The sequence below is a fragment of the Micromonospora sp. Llam0 genome (assembly GCF_003751085.1).
Lineage (GTDB): Bacteria > Actinomycetota > Actinomycetes > Mycobacteriales > Micromonosporaceae > Micromonospora_E.
In genome coordinates, this window is sequence record NZ_RJJY01000001.1 from 2,292,231 (window position 1) to 2,314,506 (window position 22,276).

A 22,276-nucleotide genomic window follows, 5' to 3' on the forward strand; every position below is an offset into this window, starting at 1 on the left:
AGAATAGATTCGTATGGTGGCTGTTTCGTTGGCGGAGATCGTTCGGGCGCCGAAGGTGTTGCTGCACGACCATCTGGATGGTGGGTTGCGGCCGGCGACGGTGGTGGAGTTGGCGGACGAGGTGGGTCATGTGCTGCCGGTGACGGATCCGTCGGAGTTGGGTCGGTGGTTCGTGTCGGCGGCGGATTCGGGGTCGTTGGAGCGTTATCTGGAGACGTTTGCGCACACGGTGGCGGTGATGCAGACGGAGGCGGGGTTGTTCCGGGTGGCGGCGGAGTGTGCGGTGGATCTGGCGGCGGACGGGGTGGTGTACGCGGAGGTGCGGTTCGCGCCGGAGCAGCATCTGTCCCGGGGGTTGGGGTTGGGTCAGGTGGTGGAGGCGGTGTTGGCGGGGTTCGCGGCGGGGTGTGCGGAGGCGGCCCGGGCGGGTCGGGTGATCCGGGTGGGGACGTTGTTGACGGCGATGCGGCATGCGGCGCGGTCGCAGGAGATCGCGGAGTTGGCGGTGCGGTACCGGGATGTGGGGGTGGTGGGGTTCGATATCGCGGGTGCGGAGGCGGGTTTTCCGCCGACGCGGCATCTGGACGCGTTCGAGTTTCTGCAGCGGGAGAATTTTCATTTCACGATTCATGCGGGTGAGGCGTTCGGGTTGCCGTCGATCTGGCAGGCGATTCAGTGGTGTGGTGCGGATCGGTTGGGGCATGGGGTGCGGATCGTGGATGACATCGAGGTGGGTGGGGGTGGGGTGCGGTTGGGGCGGTTGGCGTCGTATGTGCGGGACAAGCGGATTCCGTTGGAGTTGTGTCCGTCGTCGAATGTGCAGACGGGTGCGGTGGGTTCGATCGGTGAGCATCCGGTGGGGTTGTTGCGTGATCTGCGGTTTCGGGTGACGGTGAACACGGACAACCGGTTGATGAGTGGGACGTCGATGTCGCGGGAGATGTGGTTGTTGGTGGAGGCGTTCGGGTGGGGGTGGTCGGAGTTGCGGTGGTTGACGGTGAACGCGATGAAGAGTGCGTTCATCCCGTTCGACGAGCGGCTGGCGGTCATCGACGACGTCATCAAGCCCGCGTACCGGCCCCTCGTCGAGAACGAGGAGGTCGACCGTGTCGGTTGACGCCCAACCCCGCCGGTGCGGCGGTGCGACCGCCGGCCGGTGGGGCGCCATCCCACACCGCAGGCTGCTCGACGCGGTCGCCGCAGCGGTCCCGGCCGACCGGCTACCCAGAGTGGAAACCGCCACCGTGACCCATCTGCTGCGGCCGGTGCCCTGGCAGCGGCGCTCCGGGCTGGTCAGTCTGGTCAGCACCGCCTACCCGGCGCTCGCCCACCGGGTCGCCACCGTGGTCGACGGTGAGTTCCCCGGGGTACGGATCGCCACCACCGCTCGGATGAGCGGACGCGACGACCGGGACCGGTTCGACGTACTCGTCCCCAGCGGTCGGGCCGACGAGGTGCTCGGCTGGCTCGCGCGGCTGTGGCAGACGGCCGCCGAGCAGGTCGGCCCGCACGCCCGGCCGGGTCTGCGTACGCCGGCCGCCCGGACGATGTGGCGGGCGGCGCTGCTGGTCGCCAACGGCTCCCGCCGTCGCAGCCAGGTCCGGGTCCGGGTGCCGGATCCGGCTGCGTTGACCGCGCTGACCCAGGCGGGTGACGCGCTCGGTCTGGCCGTGCACCAGCACGTGCGGCGGGGTAACTCCTACTTCGTCACGGTGGACGATCCGGCCCAGTCGGTCCAGTTGCTCCGGATCGTCGGCGCCGGGCCGCACGCCGAGGCATGGGTGCGCGACACCGCTGCCTGACCGGTCGACCGCGCGGACAGGTCCGTAGGGCTCCCCGGGCCCGTGTCGCTTACCCAGCGCAGCCGTAGTATCACTCCGAGTCGCTATGATCCTCGGCAAACGCAGGGCGGGAGGCCGAATGCGACCGGTAGATCCGTACCAGCTCGTCGAGATGCTGGGATCGTGTCCGGCGGGCAGCGTCTGGTCGGCTGTGGAACCCCACGGCGAGCAGATCACCGTGGCGATCCTCGACGCCGACGTGGCCGCCGACGACCGGTGGCGGAAGGCGTTCTCCTCGGCCGCCGAGGCGCTGGCCGACCCGGCGGCGGGAGCGCCGACCTTCCGATACGCGAACTTCACCGCCCGGGTGCCCTGGGTAGCCTGCGGTGCCGGGCCCGGCGAAGGGGCGGAGCGAATCTTCCTCGCCCTCGGCCAGGACTACCGACCGGCGTACCCTCCGGTGCCCCGGTTCGCCCCGTCCGAACCACCGCGCGGACGCGTACCGCGCCCGCTGCTGGCCGGGGCGGCGGTGGTGGCGGTCCTGCTGGCCGGCGCTGCCGTCATCTGGTGGCCGGACCGGTCCGACGAGTCACCACCGCTGTCGGGGGCGAGCGCGACGCCGAGCCGGGCGGTCGACACCCCGCCGGGCGGTATTCCGCAGGACGGCACGCCGCCGCTGGCCACCCCGAATCAGCCCGGGTTGGAGCCACCGGCGGAGAGCTCCTGGCGGACCGACTGGCCCCAGTTCACCCCGGCGGACACGGTCCGCACCTACACCGACCTGGCCGACGTTGGTCTGGTCCTCAAGGTGCCGTGGAGCTGGGACTGCTCCCCCGTCCCGGACGACCGGGACCCGCAGACCCGCCGCCTGCGGTGCAGCGGCACGTTCGGCGAGCAGCAGCAGAAGGTCGGTGGCGAGGTCGTGGTCCGGCCCTGTCCACAGCGGTGCACCCCGGACCGGCAGGCGACGATGCGCCAGGCCGAGGAGGCGTGGAGCCAGCAATGGCTGCAGGCAGGCATCGCGACCGCGTACGCCGAGATCAGCACGCTGCAGGTCGACGGTGAGCGGCGGCACGGGCTGGTGATGGTCGCCTACTGGCGCGGCGGGCAGGACGGGTCGATCGACCGGCAGCTGGTGCTACGGATGACCGGGCCGGCCGACGGGGCCAGCCCGCTGCGCATGATCGCGAACTATCTTCGCAGTTCGCTGCTGCTGTAGTCGGCTGGCGGCGGTGCCGTCAACGACACTCGGCTTCGATCCAGTCGGCGAGTTTCGCGGCGAACTCGGCCGCGGCGAACGACTTGGCGTGTGCCTGGATGCCGGCGGCGTCGAGCTGGTCGAGCCGACGCAGCAGGGGGACGTAGTCGTCGGCCCGGGTCGAGTCGACGAGGTGTCCGGTCTCGCCGTCGACGACGGTCTCCAGCAGTCCACCACGACGCAGCCCGAGGACCGGCGTGCCACAGGCCTGGGCCTCGACCGGGATGATGCCGAAGTCCTCGTGCACCGGGAAGAGCAGTGCTCGGGCCCCCCGGTAGAGCTGCCGCAGCCGGGCCCGGTCCGGACGTACCTCGAAGGTCACCTCGGCGCCGACCCGGTCGGCGTGCCGGCGCAGATTGGCCTCCTGGGGCCCGGAGCCGGCGATGACCACCGGCATCCGGGCGGCCGCGGCGATCGAGATGATCAGATCGAAGTTCTTGTACGGGATCCAGCGCCCCACCCCGAGCAGGTAGTCGCGTTGCGCGACGGGGTCGTCCGGCTGGGCCGTGGCGAAGTAGTCGACGTCGACCGGCGGATGGATGACCACCGCGTCGCGGTGCCAGAACCGCCGGATCCTGTCCCGCACCTCGCGGGAGTTCGCGGCGTAGCTGGCCACGTGCCGGCTGAGCCGCACGTCCACCGCCTGCAGTGCGCGCCGGGGCAGGGCGAGCAGCCGACCGGAGCCACGGCCGTCGTAGTCAGGGCTCCACACGTAGCGGGCCGGCGAGTGAACGTAGCTCAGATGCCGGGTCCGCCCCGGCGCACCGAGCCGTACGGTGTGCGCGAAGGCGTGGCTGGACGACAGGACCACGTCGAAGTGCTCCCGGCTGAGGGTCCGCCACACCAGCGGCATCAGCGGCAGGGCGAGGCTCTTGCTGCGGCGCAGCGGTGTCCGGGCCAGCCACGACTCCCGCAACCCCGGGTCGGTCACCCCGGGGTCGGACCACAACACGAACCGTTGGGCGTGCGGGACGAGCTCGGCGATCCGCCGGAACACCTGCTCCGACCCGCCGGTGTCGCCGAACCACTCGTGGACGAGCGCGACCGAACGGCCGGCAAGTGGTGTCGTCATGTCCGTTTGGCTCCCCGTCGTCGGCGTCGGTGTGCCGGTCGGCTGGATCAGCGCCCGCGGCCACGGAGCACCTCGGCGACGGTACGCAGCACCACCTTGATGTCCAGCCACAGCGACCAGTGCTCGATGTAGTAGTTGTCGAACCGGGCCCGGTCGGAGATCGGCGTGTCCCCCCGCAGACCACTGACCTGGGCCAACCCGGTGAGTCCCACCGGGACCCGGTGGCGCATCGCGTAGCCGGGCAACTCGGCGGAGAACTTCGCCACGAAGTACGGACGTTCCGGCCGGGGACCGACCACGGTCATGTCGCCGCGCAGGATGTTCCACAGCTGTGGCAGCTCGTCGAGCGACGTACGTCGCATGAACCGACCGATCAGGCTGACCCGGCGGTCGTCGGCGATCGACCAGGTGGTCCGGGCCTCCTGGTCGGTCTCGGGACGCATCGACCGGAATTTGATCACCTTGAACGTCCGGCCGTACTGGCCGATGCGCTCCTGCCGGAAGAAGATCCCCCGGCCGCCGTCGATGAAGGTGGCCAGCGCACACAGGGCGAGCACCGGGCTGAGCAGGATCAGCGCCACCGAGGCGAGCGCCACGTCGGAGGCCCGTTTCACCATCCAGCGCGGACCGGACAGGGCGATGTGCCGTACGTGGACCAGCGGGATCGCGCCGATGTGGTCGGGTTGCCGCCCGTACGATCCCGACCCCCACATTCTGGCCACCGCCCAGAGGTCCTGGCTGGCGCACTCGGGTCGGCGCAACAGATCCATCAGCCCGGCTTCGGGGCAGTCCGGGTCGGCGATGATGAGCACGTCGCACTCGACCATGTCGATCAACCGGCCAAGGTCGTCGAAGGTCCCGGCCAGCGGCAACGACGTGCCCTCGGTCTGCCGGGCGGCCGAGTCCACGCAGCCGGCGAACCGCAGGCCGTAGCTGGGGTAGCGGCGCATCAGCCGGGCCAGCTCGGCCGCGATCGGACCGCTGCCCAGGATCAGGGCGTTGTGTTCGACCCAGCGGCGGCGGCGGGCGAAGACCACCACCGCCCGGGTGATCGAGCGTCCGATGATCAGCAGTACGGCCGAGACGGCGATCCCCCGCATCAGGTCGGCCACGTACTCCACCGAGTCGTGCCGCAATCCGGCGATGATCGCGACGGTGCCGGACGCGGTGAGCAGGCGTCCGCACAGGGTCGGTAGTTCGTCGAGGAAGCTGACATGGCGTCTGGCCCGGTAGAGCCCGCCGAACGCGAAGACGGCGATGGTCAACGCCGCCATGAACAGGGTGCCCCGCCAGTAACGGTCGGAGATCAGCAGCGGAGCGAGCAACGCGGCGAGGTCCACCGGGGCGGCGATCATCCAGGCCCGTAGCGGCCGAGTGCGGCTCGACGCCCGCGAACCGGCGTACGGCAGCACCGCCGTGGCGCCGGCCGACGGGTCCGGCCCCGCGTCCGGCCGTGGCCGGGGCACCAGCGGCAGCAGCGGGGCTTCCACGACGTGGCCATGCCTTCCCGGTTCGGTGGAGCGGGGCTGGTGGTCGGTGCTGGAGGTCACTGCGCAGCGGCGAGGATCTCGTCGACCGCGTCGCGACGGACCGCGTCGTAGAAGGAATCGGCCGCATCGGTGTCGGCGAACACCACGCTCTCGTCACCGACCCGCCCGGTGCCCTCGGTCGGGCTGGTGACGAAGGTGAGGTCGTCGCCGCGCAGGTGCCGCAGATCCATGCCGAAGTCGATCAGGGACAACGTCTCGTCGACCGCCACCGCGTCGGCGGTGGCCCGGATGAACGAGTTCAGCGTGGCGGGGCTGGACAGCACCCCACCGGATGCCGCCTTCTCCAGGATGGCCTTGATGACCTGCTGCTGGTGGCGGATCCGGGCGAAGTCGCCATCGGCGAAGGCGTACCGCTCCCGGGCGTAGTCGAGGGCCGCCGCGCCGTCCATCGTCTGTGGGCCGGCGGCGAACGACCGTCGGTTGTCCGGGTTGAGGGAGTGGTTGGAGGTGAATGCCTCCTCGACGTCGATCTCGACCCCGCCGAGCGCGTCGACGATCTCCCGGAATCCGGCGAAGTCCACCAGGGCGACGTTGTCCACCCGCACTCCGGTGAACTCCTCGACGGTCTGCACCATCAGCGGGATACCACCCCAGGCGTACGCGGCGTTGATCTTCGCTTCCCGTCCGCCGTGTGTTCCTTCCTGGTTTTCCGGCACGAAGACCCAGGTGTCCCGGGGAATGGAGATCAGCTGGGCACTCTGCCGGTCGGCCGCGATGTGCGCCAGGATGATCGTGTCACTGCGGGAGCCCGACGTGCTCTGCGGGTCCCGGGTGTCGCTGCCGAGGATGAGGATGTTCGTGGCGGTGGTCACCTTCTCCGGCCGGAACTCCTCCGGCACGTCCACGAATGCCTCCACCCGCTCGATCCCGGACTCGATCGACCGCAGGTAGAACCCACCGGCGAGCAGCCCACCGCCGCCGAGCAGCGCCAGCACCACGAGCACCGTCAGAACGATCCGCAGCCCGCGGCGACGGCGGCGCGGCGGAGCGGCGGCGGAGTCCACTACCGACCCGGGATCCTGCGCCCCCGGCCGCACCCCGTCGGCCACCCCGCCCAACTCATGGGTGGCCGTCGGGTCCGCGAGCTGTTCTCGACGTGACATGTCAGTGATAGTACTGACGAAGATTTCCGGATGATGTCCGCCCGGGACAGTCGAAGATCCACTTTAATCATCCACGCCGGTCTTATCCGCATTCATCTTCCGGCCGGCACCGCTCGTGACAGTGACCAACCGTCCGGCCATGCCGGCGGACCTGACGGATTCCCGTCAAACCGCCGGGCATTCTGCCCTAATCGTCCGGTCCGCAAGTTAGCGGGTGGCATGCCTGACCGACACTGGATGGACTGCCCGCTCGACTGCAGGATCGGAGTGCCGAGGTGACCATGGAGGCCGGTGCGGACCGGGGCCGTGACCGGCTCGTCTCCCGAGGCGTCGCCGAGTTGCTGGCCCTCGTCGGCCGGCTGCTGCGCCGGCCCCGGCGCGGCGAGCACGACCTGCCGGTCGTCGTGGCCGTCGGCGCCACCGGGTCCGAAGTGCACGCCGGGCTACTGCGCCGGCTGCGCCGGCCGGCCCGCCGCCGAGTGCCGCACGTAGACATCGACGCCGCCGAGTTCCCCGAGGGAGCCGGGATCCGCCCGCTGCTCGACGCGATGCACCACCAACTCGCCCTCGACGCGTTCGGCGGCGAGCCGTTCATCTTCCGCCACTATCCGCTGGCCCGTTGGCTGATGGACCAGCGGTTGGCCGACGTCGAGGTCGCCGAACGCCGGGCCCGGCTCACCCAGATGCTGCGCGACTGGCGCCGCCGGCCGGCCACCGAGAACCTGAGCGGCGCCTCGGACGCCGAGACCATGTTCGCCACCGCGTACCGGCTGCTGCTCTGGCTGGTCCTGCGGGCGGTCCCGGATGTGGTCTTCCGGGCCGCGTTGTCCGGGCGGCTACCGGTGATCGGCGGCCGGTACCGCTGGTTCATGCGCCAGCAGTACCTCGCGCCACGACAGAGCGGTACCTTCATCGGCTTCGCCGAACGACTCACCACCGACCTGCGAACCGGTGAACAGCCCGAGCAGGTGCGCAAGCTGCTGGTGCACGCCTTCCTGGAGGACCTGCGCGCGGGACATCTGCGCCGCGTCTGGTCACCGAACGGCTGGCAGCGCACCGCCTACCCGGTGCTGCTGCTGCGCGATGTCGCACCGGACAACGCCGGGCACGCCCTGCTGCGGCTGGTCAACGATGTCCGCAACGAGACCGGCCGGTGGGACCCGCTGCTGATCGTGGCCACCGCGGCCGAGGGCTACACCCCGGTACCGGGTGCCGCGGCCCCGGTCCGGCTGACCGAGGTGGACATCGGCCTCGACGAGTGGCGCGACGCCCTGCCGGAGCAGCGTCGGCTACGCCGCGCCGACGCGTGGATCCTGCCGCTGGCGGCGACGACCGACCCCGACGACCGGTACGGGCAGCCGACCGCCGCCGACCTCGCACCACCGGCGCCACCGTGGTGGGCCCGGCGCACCGTCGCCGCCGCCGTGGTCCTGGCCCTGCTCGCCGGTGGGCTGTTCTGGGCCGGCGGGCGGTGGGGTCCGGGTTGCCTGCCGCACCCGGGGCAGGGCGAGATCTCGCTGCGGCTGATCGACGGCGAGTGCGTCGGCTACAGCGACAACCTGGGATACGTGTTCAACCACGACCCGGGCCAGGAAGCACTGCGCGGGGTGCAGGAACGGATCTTCCGGCAGAACGAGGAGGTCATGCAGGTCTGGCGGAGCAGCCAGCGCCGTCGCCCGCTGATGACCCTGGTCTATCTGGGCATCATGACCGGCCAGCGGACCGGTCCCCGGGAGGTCTCCTACGTCTCCGAACGCGAAGAGCTCGAAGGAATGGCGGTCGCCCAGTACGCCCGGATGAAGGCGTCGGCGAGCACCGACGGCCAGGCGCTGCTGCGCATCGTGGTGGCCAACGGCGGCAAGCAGATGCGACACGCGGAGCGGACGGTGGAGCTGCTGGCCGGGCTGGCCCGCCGGGACCCGACGGTGGTCGGCGTGGTCGGCCTGGTGGAGAGCCGCACCACCACGGCACGGGCGCTGCGGCGACTCAACGAGGTGGGACTGCCGGCGGTCGCGCCGACGCTGTCCGCCGACGGGCTGCACCGCAACTCGCGGCTGTACCTGCAGATGGTCGCGCCCAACACCGACCAGGCCGAGCTGGTCTCGGCGTACGCCACCCGGGTGCTCGGCCTGTCCGAGGCGCACATCTACTACACCACCGGCGACAACAGCCCGCTCGCCGACGACCTGTACGTCAACACGCTGGTCACCGGCCTGACCGACCGGCTCGGCGAGCGGGCCACCGCCCGGGCGTTCCGGGTGGGCGACTCGCTCGGTCACGAGTGCGGCTACCCCGGCCTGCTCTTCTTCGCCGGCCGGTACTCGGAGTTCGACGAGTTCCTGGAAGCGCTGCGGGGCTGTCGGAACAATCCTCCGCTGCATCTGGTGGCCGACGACTCGGTCAACCGGTACCTGGCCAACCACCAGCTGCGGGCGAACGCGCCGGGCAACCTGCCGGTGACGTACGTGTCGAAGGCCGCGTTGGCGATGTGCACCCGGCTGGCGGCCGACGCGGTCGCCGACGAGTCACGCCGCCGGTTCCTCGACCTGATTCGGCGCGACGACCTGCTCGGCGAGCGGCGGTGCGTGGACGGCTCGGTTCCGCCGGTCGGCGAACGCGTGGCGCTGGCCTACGACGCGACGATGATGTTGATCGCGGCGGTGGAGCAGCTCGCGGCCCGGCTGAACGTCGGCTCCCAGCCGTGGGACGCGCGGGCGGTCAGCCCGGTCGCGGTCTTCACCGAGGTGCTGCGGCAGAACGCCGCAGCGGCGTACCCGGGGGTGACCGGGCCTACCCGGTTCTCGGCGGACACCGGCGAGCCGGTGCAGAAGCGACTGTCGCTGATGTACGTGGCCAGCGTGCCGCAGGTCGACCAGGAACCGCAGGAGGTCTTCTACTGCGGTCGGGCGCAGCCGGACGACCCGCCCGGCTGCCATCCGGCCCCGGCGGCCCCGACCGGCGACACCGGCTGAGCCACCCATCGGCCGACGGATGGAACCTTCCGGACCGCCGGGGAGTCGGGCACTGCATGGGAGAATCCCCGCCGGACGCCGACGGCGGCGGTCTGGCGCACCCTGACGACGTCGTCGGCCAGGTGTACGCCGGCAGCTACCGGCGGCTCGTCGTGCAGCTGTACGCCGTCACCGGCGACCTGAGCGAAGCACAGGAGACGGTGCAGGAGGCGTTCGTCCGCGCCCTGCTCGCTCCGCACCGCTTCGCCGAGCTGGACAACCCGGAGGCGTGGCTACGCCGGGTGGCGGTCAACGTCGCCCGCAGCCGGCACCGACGCCGGGCCGTTCTCGCCCGGCTGCTGCCCCGGCTGGCCGCCCCGGTCGACACCGAACGACTGATCGCCGACAGCTCGGCCGAGCACGTCGCGCTGATGCGGGCGCTGCGTCAACTGCCGGCCGGGCAACGACACGCTATCGCCCTGCACTACCTGGCCGACCTGCCGGTCGCCGAGGTCGCCGACGCGCTCGGCGTCACCGAGGGAACCGTCAAGTCCCGACTCTCCCGAGGCCGGACGGCCCTCGCCGGCCTGCTCGTCGACACGTCGACCAGTCACACCCGGAGCAGCCATGCCTGACCTGCGGCTGACCACCTTCGACCGGGAGCGGATCAACGAAGCGGTGATCCAGCCGGCGCTGGACCGGCTCCGGGCGCGGGCCCGACGCCGACGGCGGACCATGATCGTCGCCGCCGCGCTCGGCCTGCTGCTGGTGGCGCTGGTCGCGCCGGGCCTGGCCGCCACGGTTGGCCGCCACCGGTCCGACGGCCCCGTGCCGCCCGGCCCGCTGCGGGTCACCGTGTGGGACGACCAGACCGTGGTGGGCTTCGACGGCCCCGACGAGGACTGCCGGTTCCGGTTCACCCGCAGCGACGACGCCGGATCGACGTGGCTGCCGCTGAACGGACCGGACACCACGGCGGACTGTCTGCACGACGCCGACGGCCACCCGGTGTCGCGGGCGGTGGCGTTCAGTCTCACCCCGGACGTCTTCCTGGTCGGCGTCGGCGTCACCGACCACGTGTCCACCGACGCCGGCCGGACCTGGCGGGACGCCACCGCGACGACCCGCACCGTCACCGCGTTCCCGCCCGAGGCGCAGCCGGTGGACTGCCTGACCCACTGCGCCGACCTGCGCCCGCCGGTCGCGGTCGACCCGGTCGCCGGCACGGTGTACCGGCTGGCCGACCCGCCGACGGTCGGCGGGCGGGTGTACGTGGCTCCGGACGGGGCGATCTGGACCGCCGGACCGGCCGGAGCCGGGCCGGGCACCGTGGTCGCGGTCAGCACCGACCGGGGCGCCAGCTGGCGGGCCGCCGCCGGGCCGTCCGGCGCGCTGGTCGCCGGACTCGCGGCCCGCGACGCCCGGCAGGCGTTCGTCCTGTTCGAACCGTCCGACGCGGGCGGCACCGGCTCGTCGGCCGCCCGGCCGGTGCTGTGGCGTACCACCGACGGTGCACGCAGCTGGCAGGACCTGGCCATCCCGCTGCCCCGGCTGGGCCAGAGCGCGCTGACCGTCGGCGGCGACGGCCGGCTGCTGGTGGGCGGCCTCGGCCGGCACACGGTGCCGACGTGGACCAGCGACGACGACGGCACGACCTTCACCGCCGGCACCGCCGGCCCGTACGGCGAGCTCGGCGCCCTGCCGGGGCGGCTGTGGGTCTCCGCCGGACAGCCCGGCACGCCCGGCTCGGTCACCGTCGACGGAACCAGCTGGCAATCCGTGCCACTGCCGACAGAATGATCCGCCGACCTGGTCTGAGCTGCGCGGATTCATGATCACGTGACAGCTGCGTCACGGTGCCGACATCAACCGGCCGGAGATTGTGGCCACCGCTTCACCGCCCAGAGGTTCGCATGGCCCCCACCCCTCCTACCGACGACGAGTTCAACACGTTCATCGTCGCCCAGCTCGCCTCGCTGCGGTCCTTCATGCGCAGTACGGTGCCGGCCCTCGCCGGGTACCAGATGCCGACGTCGGACGCCGCCGACCCGGCGACCGCCATGGCGCTGTCCCAGCAGCCCGCACCGATCCTCTACCCGTCGATCAGCACCGAATGGCGCAAGCCCCGATGACCGCAGAGGACGCCATGACAAAGGCTTCGACAGACGTACAACTGCCGCTCGACCGGCTCCTCGACCGTCGGGCGTTCCTGGCCCGCACCGCCGCGCTGGCCGCCACCGCCACCGCCACCGTCGGCACCGTGGCGCTGCCCGGCCTGGCCGGGCTCGCCTCGGCCGCGCCGAGCGACACCAGCGCCCCGGCCGTCACATTCAACCCGGAGCTGGACCGGGGGGCCGCGTACAACAAGCCGCGCGAGTCGGCTATGTCCGACCCGACCGAATGGACCATCTCGGAAGCCGCCTGGATGATCCGGCACAACAAGATCGTGCCGGTCGAGCTGGTCCAGGCCTACCTGGACCGGATCGTCGCGTACGAGTCGACGTACCAGGCGTTCAACGTGGTGCTCGCGGAGGCGGCGGTCAAGGCCGCCCGGCAGTGGGCCAACCGGCCGCACCGGGGGCCGCTGCACGGCATCCCGCTGGCCATCAAGGACAACTACTTCACCGAGGGCGTGCCGACCACCGCGAACTCGTACCTGTTTCAGGACTTCGTCCCACCGTACGACGCCACCTCGGTCGCCAAGCTGGTGGTGCAGGGCGGCATCGTGCTCGGCAAGACCCAGATGGGTCCGTTGGCCACCACCCGGGCGACCCTGCCCAACGGTCAGGTCACCACCGTCAACGCCTGGACGCCGACGAACCCGTCGACCAACCCGGGCGGCTCGTCGACCGGCACCGCCACCGCCGTCGCCGGACGGCTGGCCAGCTCGGGGATCGGCACCCAGACCGGCGGCTCGATCACCTCGCCGTCCAACGCGCAGAACCTCACCGGCATCAGACCGACGATGGGCCGGGTGTCGCTGGCCGGAATCGTCCCGCTCACCTACACCCGCGACCACCCCGGCCCGCTCGCCCGCGACGCCAAGGACGCGGCGATCATGCTGATGGCGATGGCCGGGCCGGACCCGGCCGACCCGCGCAGCCAGGGCCTGCCGCCGGTGCCGAACCTGATCAACGCGGCGACGCCCCGCTACGACGGCGACAACCTGCGGATGCGGTGGAAGACCCGGATCGGGGTACTGCCCGGCTACGCCGACGGCAGCTCGGAGACGGCGGCGGCCCGCCGCGCGTTCCTCGCCGAGATGGCCGCCATACCGGAGTGCGAGCTGGTCGAGGTGCCGTTCCCGGACGAGTGGAGCCTGCTCACCGGGAGCGCGTTCAACAACGTACGGCTGCCGGAGCGCAGCGAGCCGTTCATGCCGTACCTGCGCAGCGACCTGCGCGGCTTCGGGGTGTCGGTGACCAGTTGGTTGCAGGGCGCGTTGCTGGGCGCCAACGGCTGGGTCACCGGCCAGCGCGCCAAGCTGCTGCTGCTGGACCGGATTCTGGACCAGATCTTCAGTAGCTGCGACGTGGTGGTGCAGACCAGCCCGGTGCCGTTCGACATCGTCGGCCTGCCGGAGATCGCGTTCCCGATCGGCTTCTCCGGCGGCGGGGTGCCGATCGGCGCCATTCTCGGCGGGCAGCCGTACGCCGAGGACCGCCTGCTGTCGGTGGCCGCCGCGTACCAGGCGGTCACCGACTGGCACTGGCGGCGACCGGCCGACCCACCGGCGGCCGCACCGTCACCGGCCGAGGCGGCCGCCGCCCGGTCTGCGGCCGCGACGTCGTCGCGGGGCCGGTTGACCGCCGAGGAGGTCGCCGAGCTCACCCAGTGACCGGACGCGCTTCGGCGCGGTGCGGGCCGTCCACCCGGTGGGTGGGCGGCCCGCAGTCCGTCGCCCGGCGGAACGCGGTGCCCCGACGCTCGCTGCGGGTCGGCCTTCCGGACACCCGGACAACCAACTAAGGTTAGGCAAACCTGACCCGATCACCCCGGGAGTCCGTGGCCACGCCAGCCGCACCAGCCTCTGTCGCTCGGCCGGGCACGCTCCCGCGCGACCTTATGGAGAAACGATGAGCTTCAAGGATGCCAAGAAGCACACCACGCTGTGTGTGGTGAACGTCGTCGGCACCGAACGGATCAGCCCGAACTTCATCCGGGTCACCCTCGGCGGCGACCAGTTACAGCGCCTGCCCGAACACGGATTCGACCACTGGTTCCGGCTCTTCCTGCCGCAGGAACACGGCGAGACCACCTTCGACCTGCCCAACCGGGCCGACACCATCGGCTACCTGAAGTACCTGCGAATCCCGTCGGCAACCCGCCCACACCTGCGCAACTACACGGTCCGCGCGTTCCGTCCGCAGGCCCGCGAGCTCGACATCGACTTCGTCGTGCACGGCGACGAGGGCGTCGCCAGCCGCTGGGTGCAACGCACCAAGGCCGGTGACACCGTCGCCCTGCTCGACCAGGGCTGCGGCTACGAGTTCGCCCCCGACACCACGTTCCACCTGCTGGCCGGCGACGAGACCGCGCTGCCGGCGATCGTCGGCATCCTGCGGGACCTGCCACGTGACGCCACCGGCCTGGCGGTGGTCGAGATCCCCGACCCCGCCGACGCCCAGCCGGTCGACGCGCCCGCCGGATTCGAGGTCCGCTGGCTGCCCCGGCCGGCCGAAGCCCGACCGGGCAGCCTCGCGCTCGCCGCGGTGCGGGCCTGGACGACCGACAGCCCGACCACGGTGTCCGCCTACTTCGCCGGCGAACAGGCGCTGCCCGCAGGGGCCCGCCGCCACCTGGTCGAATCCGGTGTCCCGAAGCGCAGGATCAGCTTCACCGGCTACTGGCGACTCGGCAAGACACACTGAACCGGCGCTGCTCCGGCACGACGACGAAGCCACGCGCGGTGCTCGGATGGTAGGTCGCCCAAGCCTCACCGGTCCGCCCATACAGTGACGTCGACCACCATCCGGGGCCGGGGCGGAGTCGGCGGTTCGACGACCTGGACCAGCGCGGTACGTCGCTCGTCGGTCAGGACGCACAGCTGGTCGCCGCGGTGGATCTCGCTGTGCCGGATCGTGGCCACCAGCCGGCCCGGTCGCTGCTGAAACGTCCGGCACGCCTGGTAACCGCCCGGCCGGCCAGCCCGCACGAGCGCGAACGAGGGCGTGTCCGACGCGCTGCGGATCTGGTGGTACTCGACGATGAGGTCAGCCAAGCCACCATCGCGGACCGGGCCGACCAGCCGCTCGGTGCTGCCACGGCCAGGCTCGCCGGTGTCGGCGTCGATCTTGTCGCGATAGTTGGTGAACACATCCGTCGTCGCCTGCAGGACGCAGCCGGTGCGGTGCAGCAGGACCGGCACGGGGGCTTCGACCGGCCGGTGGGCGGCCACCGCGTCACACACCACGGTGGGCGTGGCCCGGCTCGGACCGCCGGTGACTCCGACCGCGCCCGCAGTCACCACCAGTGCGCAGCCGGCCGTCACGGCCACCCACCATCTACGGCGCCCGGCACGGCGTACGGGCTCGGGATGCTCGTTCTCCCAGCGGTGGGCCAGACGCTCCCGCAGCAACCGGTGCCGGAACTCGTACACACCGCCCACCCGACGCAGTCCCTTGTGCCGTGACTCGTACGCCTGATCGAGGAAACGTATCAGTTGCCACGGCAGCGGGCTGCGCGCAGCCAGCCAGATACGCGCGATCGTAAAGTGCAGCCAGGCCGCTCGGGCGCCTCGCACGATCGCCGCACCGACGCCGAACGTGAAGGCCGTGGCCAGTACGGGCGGATTGTCGGCCGGTCTGACCACGAGCTTGAGCACGAGCCCGGCGAGCATGCCGGTCACGATCGCGCTGAACGCCATGCTCACCAGCGCGGCCCTGCGGTCGTTGCGCAGCACCCCGGACGGCCGGTCCCCTTGCGTCGTGTCCGTCATGACCTGGCCCTGCATCAGCAGCATGACCGCGCCGGCCGGCACCGCGATCAGGTAGCCGGCCAGTGCCATGTGCCAGGCCTGGTCTCGGCCGAACAACACCGTCAAGATCGCCACGAACAGTGTGGCTCCGGCGGCCCCGAACGCCGCGCCCCTTGTCGACTCCTCGATCAGGATCCGCGGCCGCGAGCCGAGCCGCCAGGTAAAGGTGACCGGAGCCGGTGGCCGCCGCGCGGCCTGCCAACCGGCGATGCCGGTCAGCAGCGCGACGACCACCGCGAAGGCGATCCCGACCGAGGCTACGTCCCGCGCGGCCCACAACCCGACCCTGCCGGCCATGTCCGGGCCCAAGGTCGTGACCACGTCCATCCACCGGCCAAGGGCCGCTCCGGCGATCACCGTGAGCACGGTGCAGGCCCCGCCGAGACCACCCAGGACGGCTCCCGTCACATGTGGTGGCAGTTCCGCCGGCAGCCGCCACCAGGCGAGCTCGCTGCTCCCGTTGCGCCGCAGCCGCGCGGCGAGGAACGCCAGAGGTGCCCAGTGCCGCCGCGCCCAGTCCGGGTCGCGCCGATCGGGATCGCCGGCATCGATGAAGGTGTCGATCAGCCGGCTCTGGACGCTCGTCCGGTCAGGGAACCGGCTCGCGTCCAACAGGCCGCGGGGACCGGCGTCCCGGGCACCGTACCCGATGCCGGCCAGCCAGAGCATGAACGGCGTCGCCATCGCCTCGGCCAGTGGTCCGTCCGGCGAGCGGTTGAGACGGGCGAACACCTCGTCCCACTTGGCCTGATGGTGATCGGGTGTCACCTGGCGCAGGTAGGCCATGGCCTGCTCCGGCGGCACCGGCTGCAGTTCGAGCACCGCCGCACCGTCGAGCGGGACGCGGTACCAGTGTTCGTCCACTCCGTTGACAGCGGACGTGTACTCGTCGCTGCGGCAGTTCACGATGATCGGATGCGGGCTGTCGCCGATCATCGTGACCGCCCGCGCGGAAGAACCCGCCCACGCGTCGAACTCGTCGAGAATCGGGAGCACCTGGCCGTCGCGTACCAACGTCAGCGCGTGGCGCAGGGCGCGCCGTCGCGGCCCGCCGAAGGCCCACCCGTACCGGCTGACCAACTGCCGGGCCAGCCACTGGTCGAACGGCCTCGGCTGCGGCACCCGCCGCCGCGAGCCGGGTGGGCGGTAGGTGAGGAGATCACCTGGGTCGCTGGCGCCCAGCGGGAACAACACCGGGATCGGCCGGTTCGGCTGGGTCGTCCCGGGCTGGGACGACGCACGCCGGGACAGCAACTCGTGGGCAAACGCCACCGACACGGCGGTCTTGCCGGCGCCTTCCGCCCCGAGCAGGACGAGACGCCGCCTGGGTAGCCGCTCGAAGGCGTCGGCGAGATCGGCGAGCGATTCGCTGGAAAATCCGGTCGACCAGCGCATGGCTACGTCATCGCTGCCGTACACAACTCGGTCATTCTGCGCCAGTCCGGACCGCGACGGTTTGCGCAACGAAATCCGAGCCTGCGGGCCGACGTGTCTCATCTCCTCATCCAACTGGTCGCGCACCTGCCTGGCCAGTCGTTCGAGGACGATGGAAGTTCCACGGCTGCCCCGGTCGCGGTAGCCAAAAGGCCCAAACAAGCTGAAGAATATTCCGCTCACGGCGATCGACCGGTCGCCGATGGCCGCTGCCGGCCCCGTTCCAGCCGCAGTGACGGTGTCACCCGTCCGTCGCGTGTGCCAGATCACCCGTACCACCCGAGTCAGCTGAGATGGACCCCGCTTGTCGCGATGCTGCCGTCGCCGACGGCCTCGACGTCGCCGGTGTTCGAAACGTCCACCCTCGCCGGCACCGCGTGGGCCGGTGCGCTCAGACCGCTGACCGCCGCCCCGCCGGCGGTGGCCGTTGCCGCACCGGTGGCGGTGACCCGTATCTCCGCCGGCACCACGGCTGCAGGGCCTGCCGGACCAGCGGATTGGTGGACCCGATCGGCCGCTTCTTCTCCCCGCTCGCCGATGTCGGGCAGTTGCCGGCCAGGAGTCGGCTCCAGCGCCGGCCTATCGGACCGGGCCGGCAGCGCACCGATCAGAGCGGCTCCCGCCAGTGCGGACAGGACGACGGCCGCCTGCTCCGCCTGGTCCCACCACAGTGTGACCAGTCCGGCACCGACCACCAGCGCGACCCGGACCGCCAATACCGACCAACGACGCACCAGGATCACCCGGCCAACTTTGAACATACGTAATCACTCCCGCATCTCGACTGTGCAGTTCGGTGCGGCACGGCAGATAACTGGCCACCGAGCCCCGATTGCCGAATCAGACGGGGAGCATAGTCAACCGACTCACCACTTCTCACGTCGACCCGGATGACATCGAGCCGCCAGGAAATATTTATCAGGGCGGATGGGGCATGGTCTTCCGAACACCACCTTGACCACCCGAGTCGATCATGATGACACCAACGACGAGGACATCTCGGGTTAGGACGAACAGTTCGTTCGAGCCACTGTTGACTATCGAGGCATGGCGGCGCGCATTCCCGGGGTGTCCAGTCCCGGGTGTCCAGCGAGGATCCGGCGGAGCGCTCCGGGCCGAACTGGCGGTCCGCCTCGAGATCAACCGGCGGTACAGTACCTCCCGGGACCGCGAAGAGTCGCCGTCCAACTTCAGTGTGAAACCGGCACACTCCACGAAAGGGATGATGTGGTGAGCAGACGCTTCACCGCCGGCGCCGTCGCGACCGCGACCGCGCTGGCCCTGCTGGGCGCCGTACCGGCCGGACCGGCCGCCGCCGCCCCCGACGCCGCAGGTGACGTCACCGAGTACACGGTGGTCGCTGAGGCCGGCACCGGCGCCGCCGAGGCGATGGCGGCCATCGAGGCCGCCGGCGGCACCGTCACCGGCAGCACCGCCGACGTGGGCATGTTCCAGGTCGTCACCGACGACGCCGAGTTCGCCGCCAAGGTCGCCGCCGCTCCCGCGCTGCTCGGCGCGGCGGAGAAGCGGGCCATCGGCTACGCGCCACGCCAGCGCTTCGACGCGGTGGAGCAGGAGCACCGCATCGCCGGTGCGACGTCCGCCGGGGCGGCCGGGCGACGCGGCACCCGGATGGACCCGCTCGACGACAAGCTGTGGGGCCTGCCGATGATGCGGGCGGACAAGTCACGCCGGGTCGAGCCGGGCGACCGGCGGGTCACCGTCGGCATCCTGGACACCGGCGTCGACGGGCAGCACCCGGACATCCGACCCAACTTCAGCTACTCGCTGTCGCGCAACTTCGCCCCCGACATCCCCGACATCGACGGCCCCTGCGAGGTCGAGTCCTGCCTGGACCCGGTCGACCGGGACGACAGCGGCCACGGCACCCACGTCGCCGGGACCATCGGCGCCGCCGCGAACCGCTTCGGCCTGTCCGGCGTCGCCCCCGACGTGACGCTGGTGGCGCTCAAGGGCGGCCAGGACTCCGGCTACTTCTTCCTCGACTCGGTGGTCAACGCCCTGGTCTACGCCGGTGACGCCGGCATCGACGTGGTCAACATGTCGTTCTACATCGACCCGTGGCTGTACAACTGCCTGGACAACCCGGCCGACTCCGCCGAGGAGCAGGCGTCGCAGCGGGCCACCATCGAGGCGGTCAACCGGGCGCTGCGGTACGCGCACAAGCGGGGCGTCACCCTGGTCGGTTCGCTCGGCAACAACCACGAGGACCTGGGCGACCCCCGCCCGGACTCGTCCAGCCCCAACTACGGCGGCACCCCCCGGCTGCGCACCATCGACAACGACACCTGCTGGGACCTGCCGGTCGAAGGCGCACACGTGATCGGTGTGTCGGCGCTCGGCCCGTCGAAGGCCAAGGCGGACTACTCCAACTACGGCACCGAGCAGATCTCCGTCGCCGCGCCCGGTGGCTGGTTCCGCGACGGGTACGGCACCCCGACCCACCGGACCTACGACAACACCATCCTGTCGTCGTACCCGCTGCACGTGCTCCAGGAGGAGGGCGCGGTCGACGCCGACGGCAACATCGTGCCGGACGCCGAGCCGTACGTGTTCAAGGACTGCACGTCGGCCGGGACCTGCGGCTACTACACGTACCTGCAGGGCACCTCGATGGCGTCGCCGCACGTCTCCGGGGTGGCCGCGCTGATCGTCAGCCGGTACGGCAAGCGCGACGGCCGCCGGGGCGGGCTGACCCTGGACCCGGACAAGGTGGAACGGCACCTGTACCGGACCGCCGCCGACACGGCCTGCCCCGAGCCGCGCCTGGTGTCCTACGCCAACGAGGGCCGGTCCCCCGAGTGGGACGCCTACTGCGACGGCGGCACCAGCTTCAACGGCTTCTACGGCCACGGCGTCGTCGACGCCTTCGCCGCAGTCACCCGACCGCTGCACCACCGCTGAGGACACCCGGTCCGGACGGCCGGGGTGGGCTGATCACCGCCCGCCCCGGCCGCCGGCCGCAGCCGGTTCCGCACCGGCCACGTCCAGCCCGGCAGCGGCCGCCGCCAACCGGTCGGCCAACGCCGGATGGGCCTGCCGAAGGCGACGCGCGGCGGACCGGTCGTCGAGCAACTGCCCCCACAGCACACCGCGAGCCTGGTCGAGCAGCTCGACGCCGGCGCCCGGATCGCCGCCGTCCACCGCCACCGCCGCCGCGTCCGCGCCGAGCAGGTGCCAACGCGCCAGCGCGTCCTCCTGGCCGCTGCGGCTGCGCCCGCGCCAGCTCAGTCGGGGAAGCTGGTCCAGAGCGACCCGGTAGCCGTCGGCGGCGGCCACCGGCTCACCCCGCCCGGCATGCAGGCCGGCCAGCTCCACGGCGGAGCTGACCAGCAGGTCGACCGGCAGCGTCGGGTCCTGCAGCACCTGCCGCCAGCCGTCCGACGCTGCCTCGGCGTCGCGCTCAGCGGCAGGGTCAGCCGGCACCCCGTCGCCGGGCGGTTCCGCAGCGGCCGCGGCGGGCGCGGTGCGCACGGACCGCTCCGGGCCCACCCACGAGTCCGGGTCGAGGCCACGCCGCTGCCGGTAGCGGTCCCGCAACGCCAGCGACAGTCCGTACCGCAGCCGGGCCGCCGACACGGCGGACGCGGCTTCCGGCGGCATCCGCGCCAGCACCCGCGTGCCGCGCTCCCCCACCTCGACCGCCCGATCGAGGCCGGCGGCGTCACCACCTTCGTACCAGCGACGACGGTAAATGCTGACCAGGTTGTTCAACCAGATGACCAGGTCGGCAGCTGCGCCGACGTCGGCGGCCGGCAGCGCCTCCTCGGCGGCCCGCACGGCGGCCTCACCGAGCTCGACCGCCTCGTCGATCCGGCCGACCGACTTCAACCGCAGCGCGTGCATGGCCAGCGCCGCCGGCCGGTCCCGGTGCCAGTGCGGCAGTTCGGCCAGCAGCCGGGTGCTCACCTCCAGCGCGGTGTCCCGGGCATGCTCGTCGCCGTACGCATTCCACCGGTCGGCCGCGATCACCGCGTAGTTGCTGAGGTACGCCCACCGGGCCCGGTGGCCCTCCGGGCAGGCGTCCACCGCCTCCGCCGTCCGCAGCAACGCCTCGTCCAGATCGGATGGCTCGGCCCACCAGTCGTAGCGGGTGACGAGCGCGCTGCCCAGCGCCGACAACGCCTGCGACCGGATCACCCCGTCGGATGCCGCCGCGCAGGCCTCGGTCGCCCGGTCGACCGCCGTGTCCAGAGCGGGCGAACCGCCGCCGTGTTCGGCGTACAGCTCGGCCGCGCTGGCGAGGTTCGCCAGCCGCCGCGGCCGCTGCGGATGATCCGTCGGAGTCAGGTCGAGGACCTGCCGACCGAGGTCGACCACCCGCCGGTAGTCCACCGGCCAGCCAGGCGGCGCGTTGAGCAGGGCCATGCCGAGGTTCGTCAGGGCCAGCACCCGCTCCGGATGCCCGGGTGGGCAGCGCCGCACCGCCGCCTCACCCAGCCGAATCGCCCGGGCCCGGTCAGCGTCCGGGCCGGGCAGCACCATCGTCCGGGCGGTCAGCGCCCGGCTGAGGTTACTCAGCAACGCCACCCGTTTCGGGTGGCGCGGGCCGCTGTGCCGCAACGCGCCGACGCCGGCCACCACCGCCAGGTCGGCGAACTGCCGGCTGCCGGTGGCCTCGAACCACAGCTGTGCCGCGTTGTCGAGCGCGTCGAGGGCCGGGGACAGCAGATCCTTCTCCGGGTCCTGGCCCGGTTCGGGCCGGCCGGCCCGGGCCACCGCCGCCGCCCGGCGGGCGGCCGCGATCGCCTGCGGAAGCTCGGCGACCTGGCCGCGCAGGTCCTGGTCGTGCACGATCATCGACGCGTACAGCGCCAACGCCGGGCCGAACAGCGGATCGCCATCCGGCAGTTGGCTGGCGGCCAGGTGCGCATACCAGAGCCCGGTGGTCAGACCGTCGGCGGAACCGGTGATGACCGACCGGGTCAGGTACGCCGTCGCGGCACCCGCCGTGCGCCGCAGCCGGTACGGGTCGTCCGCCGGCGTGTTGGTCAGGATCCGCTCGTACAGCCAGACCGCCCGGTCGGCCTTGGCCAGCGAGTGGTCCCGGTCCGCCTCGACGACCAGCCGCATCGCCTCGTCCAGCGCCTGCGCCGTCGCCGGCTCGACGAACGCCCGCCGGGCCCAGT

The 22,276-nt window shown here is 71.8% G+C and carries 16 protein-coding genes; 10 read left to right on the forward strand and 6 right to left on the reverse strand.

The window, feature by feature from the left end:
• Nucleotides 1-13: 13 nt before the first annotated feature.
• The 3 genes from EDC02_RS10320 (at nt 14) to EDC02_RS10330 (ending at nt 3,000) form a co-directional block, all read left to right on the forward strand.
• Complete coding sequence (locus tag EDC02_RS10320) at nt 14-1,117, forward strand: adenosine deaminase (RefSeq protein WP_123601746.1); 1,104 nt, start codon at nt 14-16, stop codon at nt 1,115-1,117.
• Nucleotides 1,107-1,802, forward strand: a complete 696-nt coding sequence (locus tag EDC02_RS10325; protein ID WP_123601747.1) for a hypothetical protein — start codon at nt 1,107-1,109, stop codon at nt 1,800-1,802. Before EDC02_RS10320 ends, EDC02_RS10325 begins: the two co-directional genes overlap by 11 nt.
• A 118-nt stretch (nt 1,803-1,920) precedes the next feature.
• Nucleotides 1,921-3,000: a hypothetical protein gene (locus tag EDC02_RS10330; protein WP_123601748.1), complete on the forward strand. Its 1,080-nt coding sequence runs from the start codon at nt 1,921-1,923 to the stop codon at nt 2,998-3,000.
• Between the two features lie 19 nt (nt 3,001-3,019).
• Here EDC02_RS10330 and EDC02_RS10335 read toward each other — a convergent pair whose 3' ends face one another.
• The 3 genes from EDC02_RS10335 to EDC02_RS10345 form a co-directional block, all read right to left on the reverse strand.
• Nucleotides 3,020-4,111, reverse strand: coding sequence for a glycosyltransferase (locus EDC02_RS10335; RefSeq protein ID WP_123601749.1), 1,092 nt, complete (start codon nt 4,109-4,111; stop codon nt 3,020-3,022).
• A 47-nt stretch (nt 4,112-4,158) separates the two neighbouring features.
• On the reverse strand, nt 4,159-5,466 hold the full coding sequence (locus EDC02_RS10340) for a sugar transferase (RefSeq protein ID WP_123604688.1): 1,308 nt from the start codon (nt 5,464-5,466) through the stop codon (nt 4,159-4,161).
• A 191-nt stretch (nt 5,467-5,657) separates the two neighbouring features.
• On the reverse strand, nt 5,658-6,764 hold the full coding sequence (locus EDC02_RS10345; protein ID WP_123601750.1) for an LCP family protein: 1,107 nt from the start codon (nt 6,762-6,764) through the stop codon (nt 5,658-5,660).
• A gap of 281 nt (nt 6,765-7,045) precedes the next feature.
• Here EDC02_RS10345 and EDC02_RS10350 point away from each other — a divergent pair, with 281 nt between their 5' ends.
• The 6 genes from EDC02_RS10350 to EDC02_RS10375 all read left to right on the forward strand — a co-directional run bounded on the left by EDC02_RS10350 (nt 7,046) and on the right by EDC02_RS10375 (nt 14,586).
• A complete protein-coding gene (locus EDC02_RS10350; RefSeq protein ID WP_233606375.1) occupies nt 7,046-9,736 on the forward strand; it encodes a hypothetical protein in 2,691 nt (896 codons plus the stop codon).
• A 56-nt stretch (nt 9,737-9,792) separates the two neighbouring features.
• Nucleotides 9,793-10,350, forward strand: coding sequence for an RNA polymerase sigma factor (locus tag EDC02_RS10355; protein ID WP_123601751.1), 558 nt, complete (start codon nt 9,793-9,795; stop codon nt 10,348-10,350).
• The gene (locus EDC02_RS10360) at nt 10,343-11,515 is read left to right on the forward strand and encodes a hypothetical protein (RefSeq protein ID WP_123601752.1); all 1,173 of its coding nucleotides are present in this window, start codon (nt 10,343-10,345) and stop codon (nt 11,513-11,515) included. Before EDC02_RS10355 ends, EDC02_RS10360 begins: the two co-directional genes overlap by 8 nt.
• Before the next feature lie 113 nt (nt 11,516-11,628).
• Nucleotides 11,629-11,847, forward strand: a complete 219-nt coding sequence (locus EDC02_RS10365; protein WP_123601753.1) for a hypothetical protein — start codon at nt 11,629-11,631, stop codon at nt 11,845-11,847.
• A 14-nt stretch (nt 11,848-11,861) separates the two neighbouring features.
• Nucleotides 11,862-13,553: an amidase gene (locus EDC02_RS10370; RefSeq protein WP_123604689.1), complete on the forward strand. Its 1,692-nt coding sequence runs from the start codon at nt 11,862-11,864 to the stop codon at nt 13,551-13,553.
• A gap of 238 nt (nt 13,554-13,791) precedes the next feature.
• Entirely contained in the window at nt 13,792-14,586 is a 795-nt protein-coding gene (locus EDC02_RS10375) for a siderophore-interacting protein (RefSeq protein ID WP_123601754.1), read from the forward strand.
• A gap of 65 nt (nt 14,587-14,651) precedes the next feature.
• Here EDC02_RS10375 and EDC02_RS10380 read toward each other — a convergent pair whose 3' ends face one another.
• Both EDC02_RS10380 and EDC02_RS10385 read right to left on the reverse strand, forming a co-directional pair.
• Nucleotides 14,652-17,111, reverse strand: coding sequence for a hypothetical protein (locus EDC02_RS10380; protein WP_123601755.1), 2,460 nt, complete (start codon nt 17,109-17,111; stop codon nt 14,652-14,654).
• A 299-nt stretch (nt 17,112-17,410) separates the two neighbouring features.
• Complete coding sequence (locus EDC02_RS10385) at nt 17,411-17,887, reverse strand: hypothetical protein (protein WP_199757574.1); 477 nt, start codon at nt 17,885-17,887, stop codon at nt 17,411-17,413.
• A 469-nt stretch (nt 17,888-18,356) separates the two neighbouring features.
• On the opposite strand from EDC02_RS10385, the gene EDC02_RS10390 reads away from it, so the two are divergent.
• Entirely contained in the window at nt 18,357-20,051 is a 1,695-nt protein-coding gene (locus EDC02_RS10390; RefSeq protein WP_123604691.1) for a S8 family serine peptidase, read from the forward strand.
• 33 nt (nt 20,052-20,084) lie between these two features.
• Here EDC02_RS10390 and EDC02_RS10395 read toward each other — a convergent pair whose 3' ends face one another.
• Nucleotides 20,085-22,220: a hypothetical protein gene (locus tag EDC02_RS10395; RefSeq protein WP_123601756.1), complete on the reverse strand. Its 2,136-nt coding sequence runs from the start codon at nt 22,218-22,220 to the stop codon at nt 20,085-20,087.
• Nucleotides 22,221-22,276 lie beyond the last annotated feature (56 nt).

Excerpts from the sequence above, each read along its gene's own strand:
- EDC02_RS10320 (WP_123601746.1), top strand. The coding sequence starts at position 14 with ATGGTGGCTGTTTCGTTGGCGGAGATCGTTCGGGCGCCGAAGGTGTTG.
- EDC02_RS10395 (WP_123601756.1), bottom strand. The coding sequence starts at position 22,220 with ATGCGGCTGGTCGTCGAGGCGGACCGGGACCACTCGCTGGCCAAGGCC.
- EDC02_RS10375 (WP_123601754.1), top strand. The coding sequence starts at position 13,792 with ATGAGCTTCAAGGATGCCAAGAAGCACACCACGCTGTGTGTGGTGAAC.
- EDC02_RS10355 (WP_123601751.1), top strand. The coding sequence starts at position 9,793 with ATGGGAGAATCCCCGCCGGACGCCGACGGCGGCGGTCTGGCGCACCCT.
- EDC02_RS10350 (WP_233606375.1), top strand. The coding sequence starts at position 7,046 with ATGGAGGCCGGTGCGGACCGGGGCCGTGACCGGCTCGTCTCCCGAGGC.
- EDC02_RS10340 (WP_123604688.1), bottom strand. The coding sequence starts at position 5,466 with ATGATCGCCGCCCCGGTGGACCTCGCCGCGTTGCTCGCTCCGCTGCTG.
- EDC02_RS10335 (WP_123601749.1), bottom strand. The coding sequence starts at position 4,111 with ATGACGACACCACTTGCCGGCCGTTCGGTCGCGCTCGTCCACGAGTGG.
- EDC02_RS10360 (WP_123601752.1), top strand. The coding sequence starts at position 10,343 with ATGCCTGACCTGCGGCTGACCACCTTCGACCGGGAGCGGATCAACGAA.
- EDC02_RS10385 (WP_199757574.1), bottom strand. The coding sequence starts at position 17,887 with ATGTTCAAAGTTGGCCGGGTGATCCTGGTGCGTCGTTGGTCGGTATTG.
- EDC02_RS10365 (WP_123601753.1), top strand. The coding sequence starts at position 11,629 with ATGGCCCCCACCCCTCCTACCGACGACGAGTTCAACACGTTCATCGTC.
- EDC02_RS10330 (WP_123601748.1), top strand. The coding sequence starts at position 1,921 with ATGCGACCGGTAGATCCGTACCAGCTCGTCGAGATGCTGGGATCGTGT.
- EDC02_RS10370 (WP_123604689.1), top strand. The coding sequence starts at position 11,862 with ATGACAAAGGCTTCGACAGACGTACAACTGCCGCTCGACCGGCTCCTC.
- EDC02_RS10345 (WP_123601750.1), bottom strand. The coding sequence starts at position 6,764 with ATGTCACGTCGAGAACAGCTCGCGGACCCGACGGCCACCCATGAGTTG.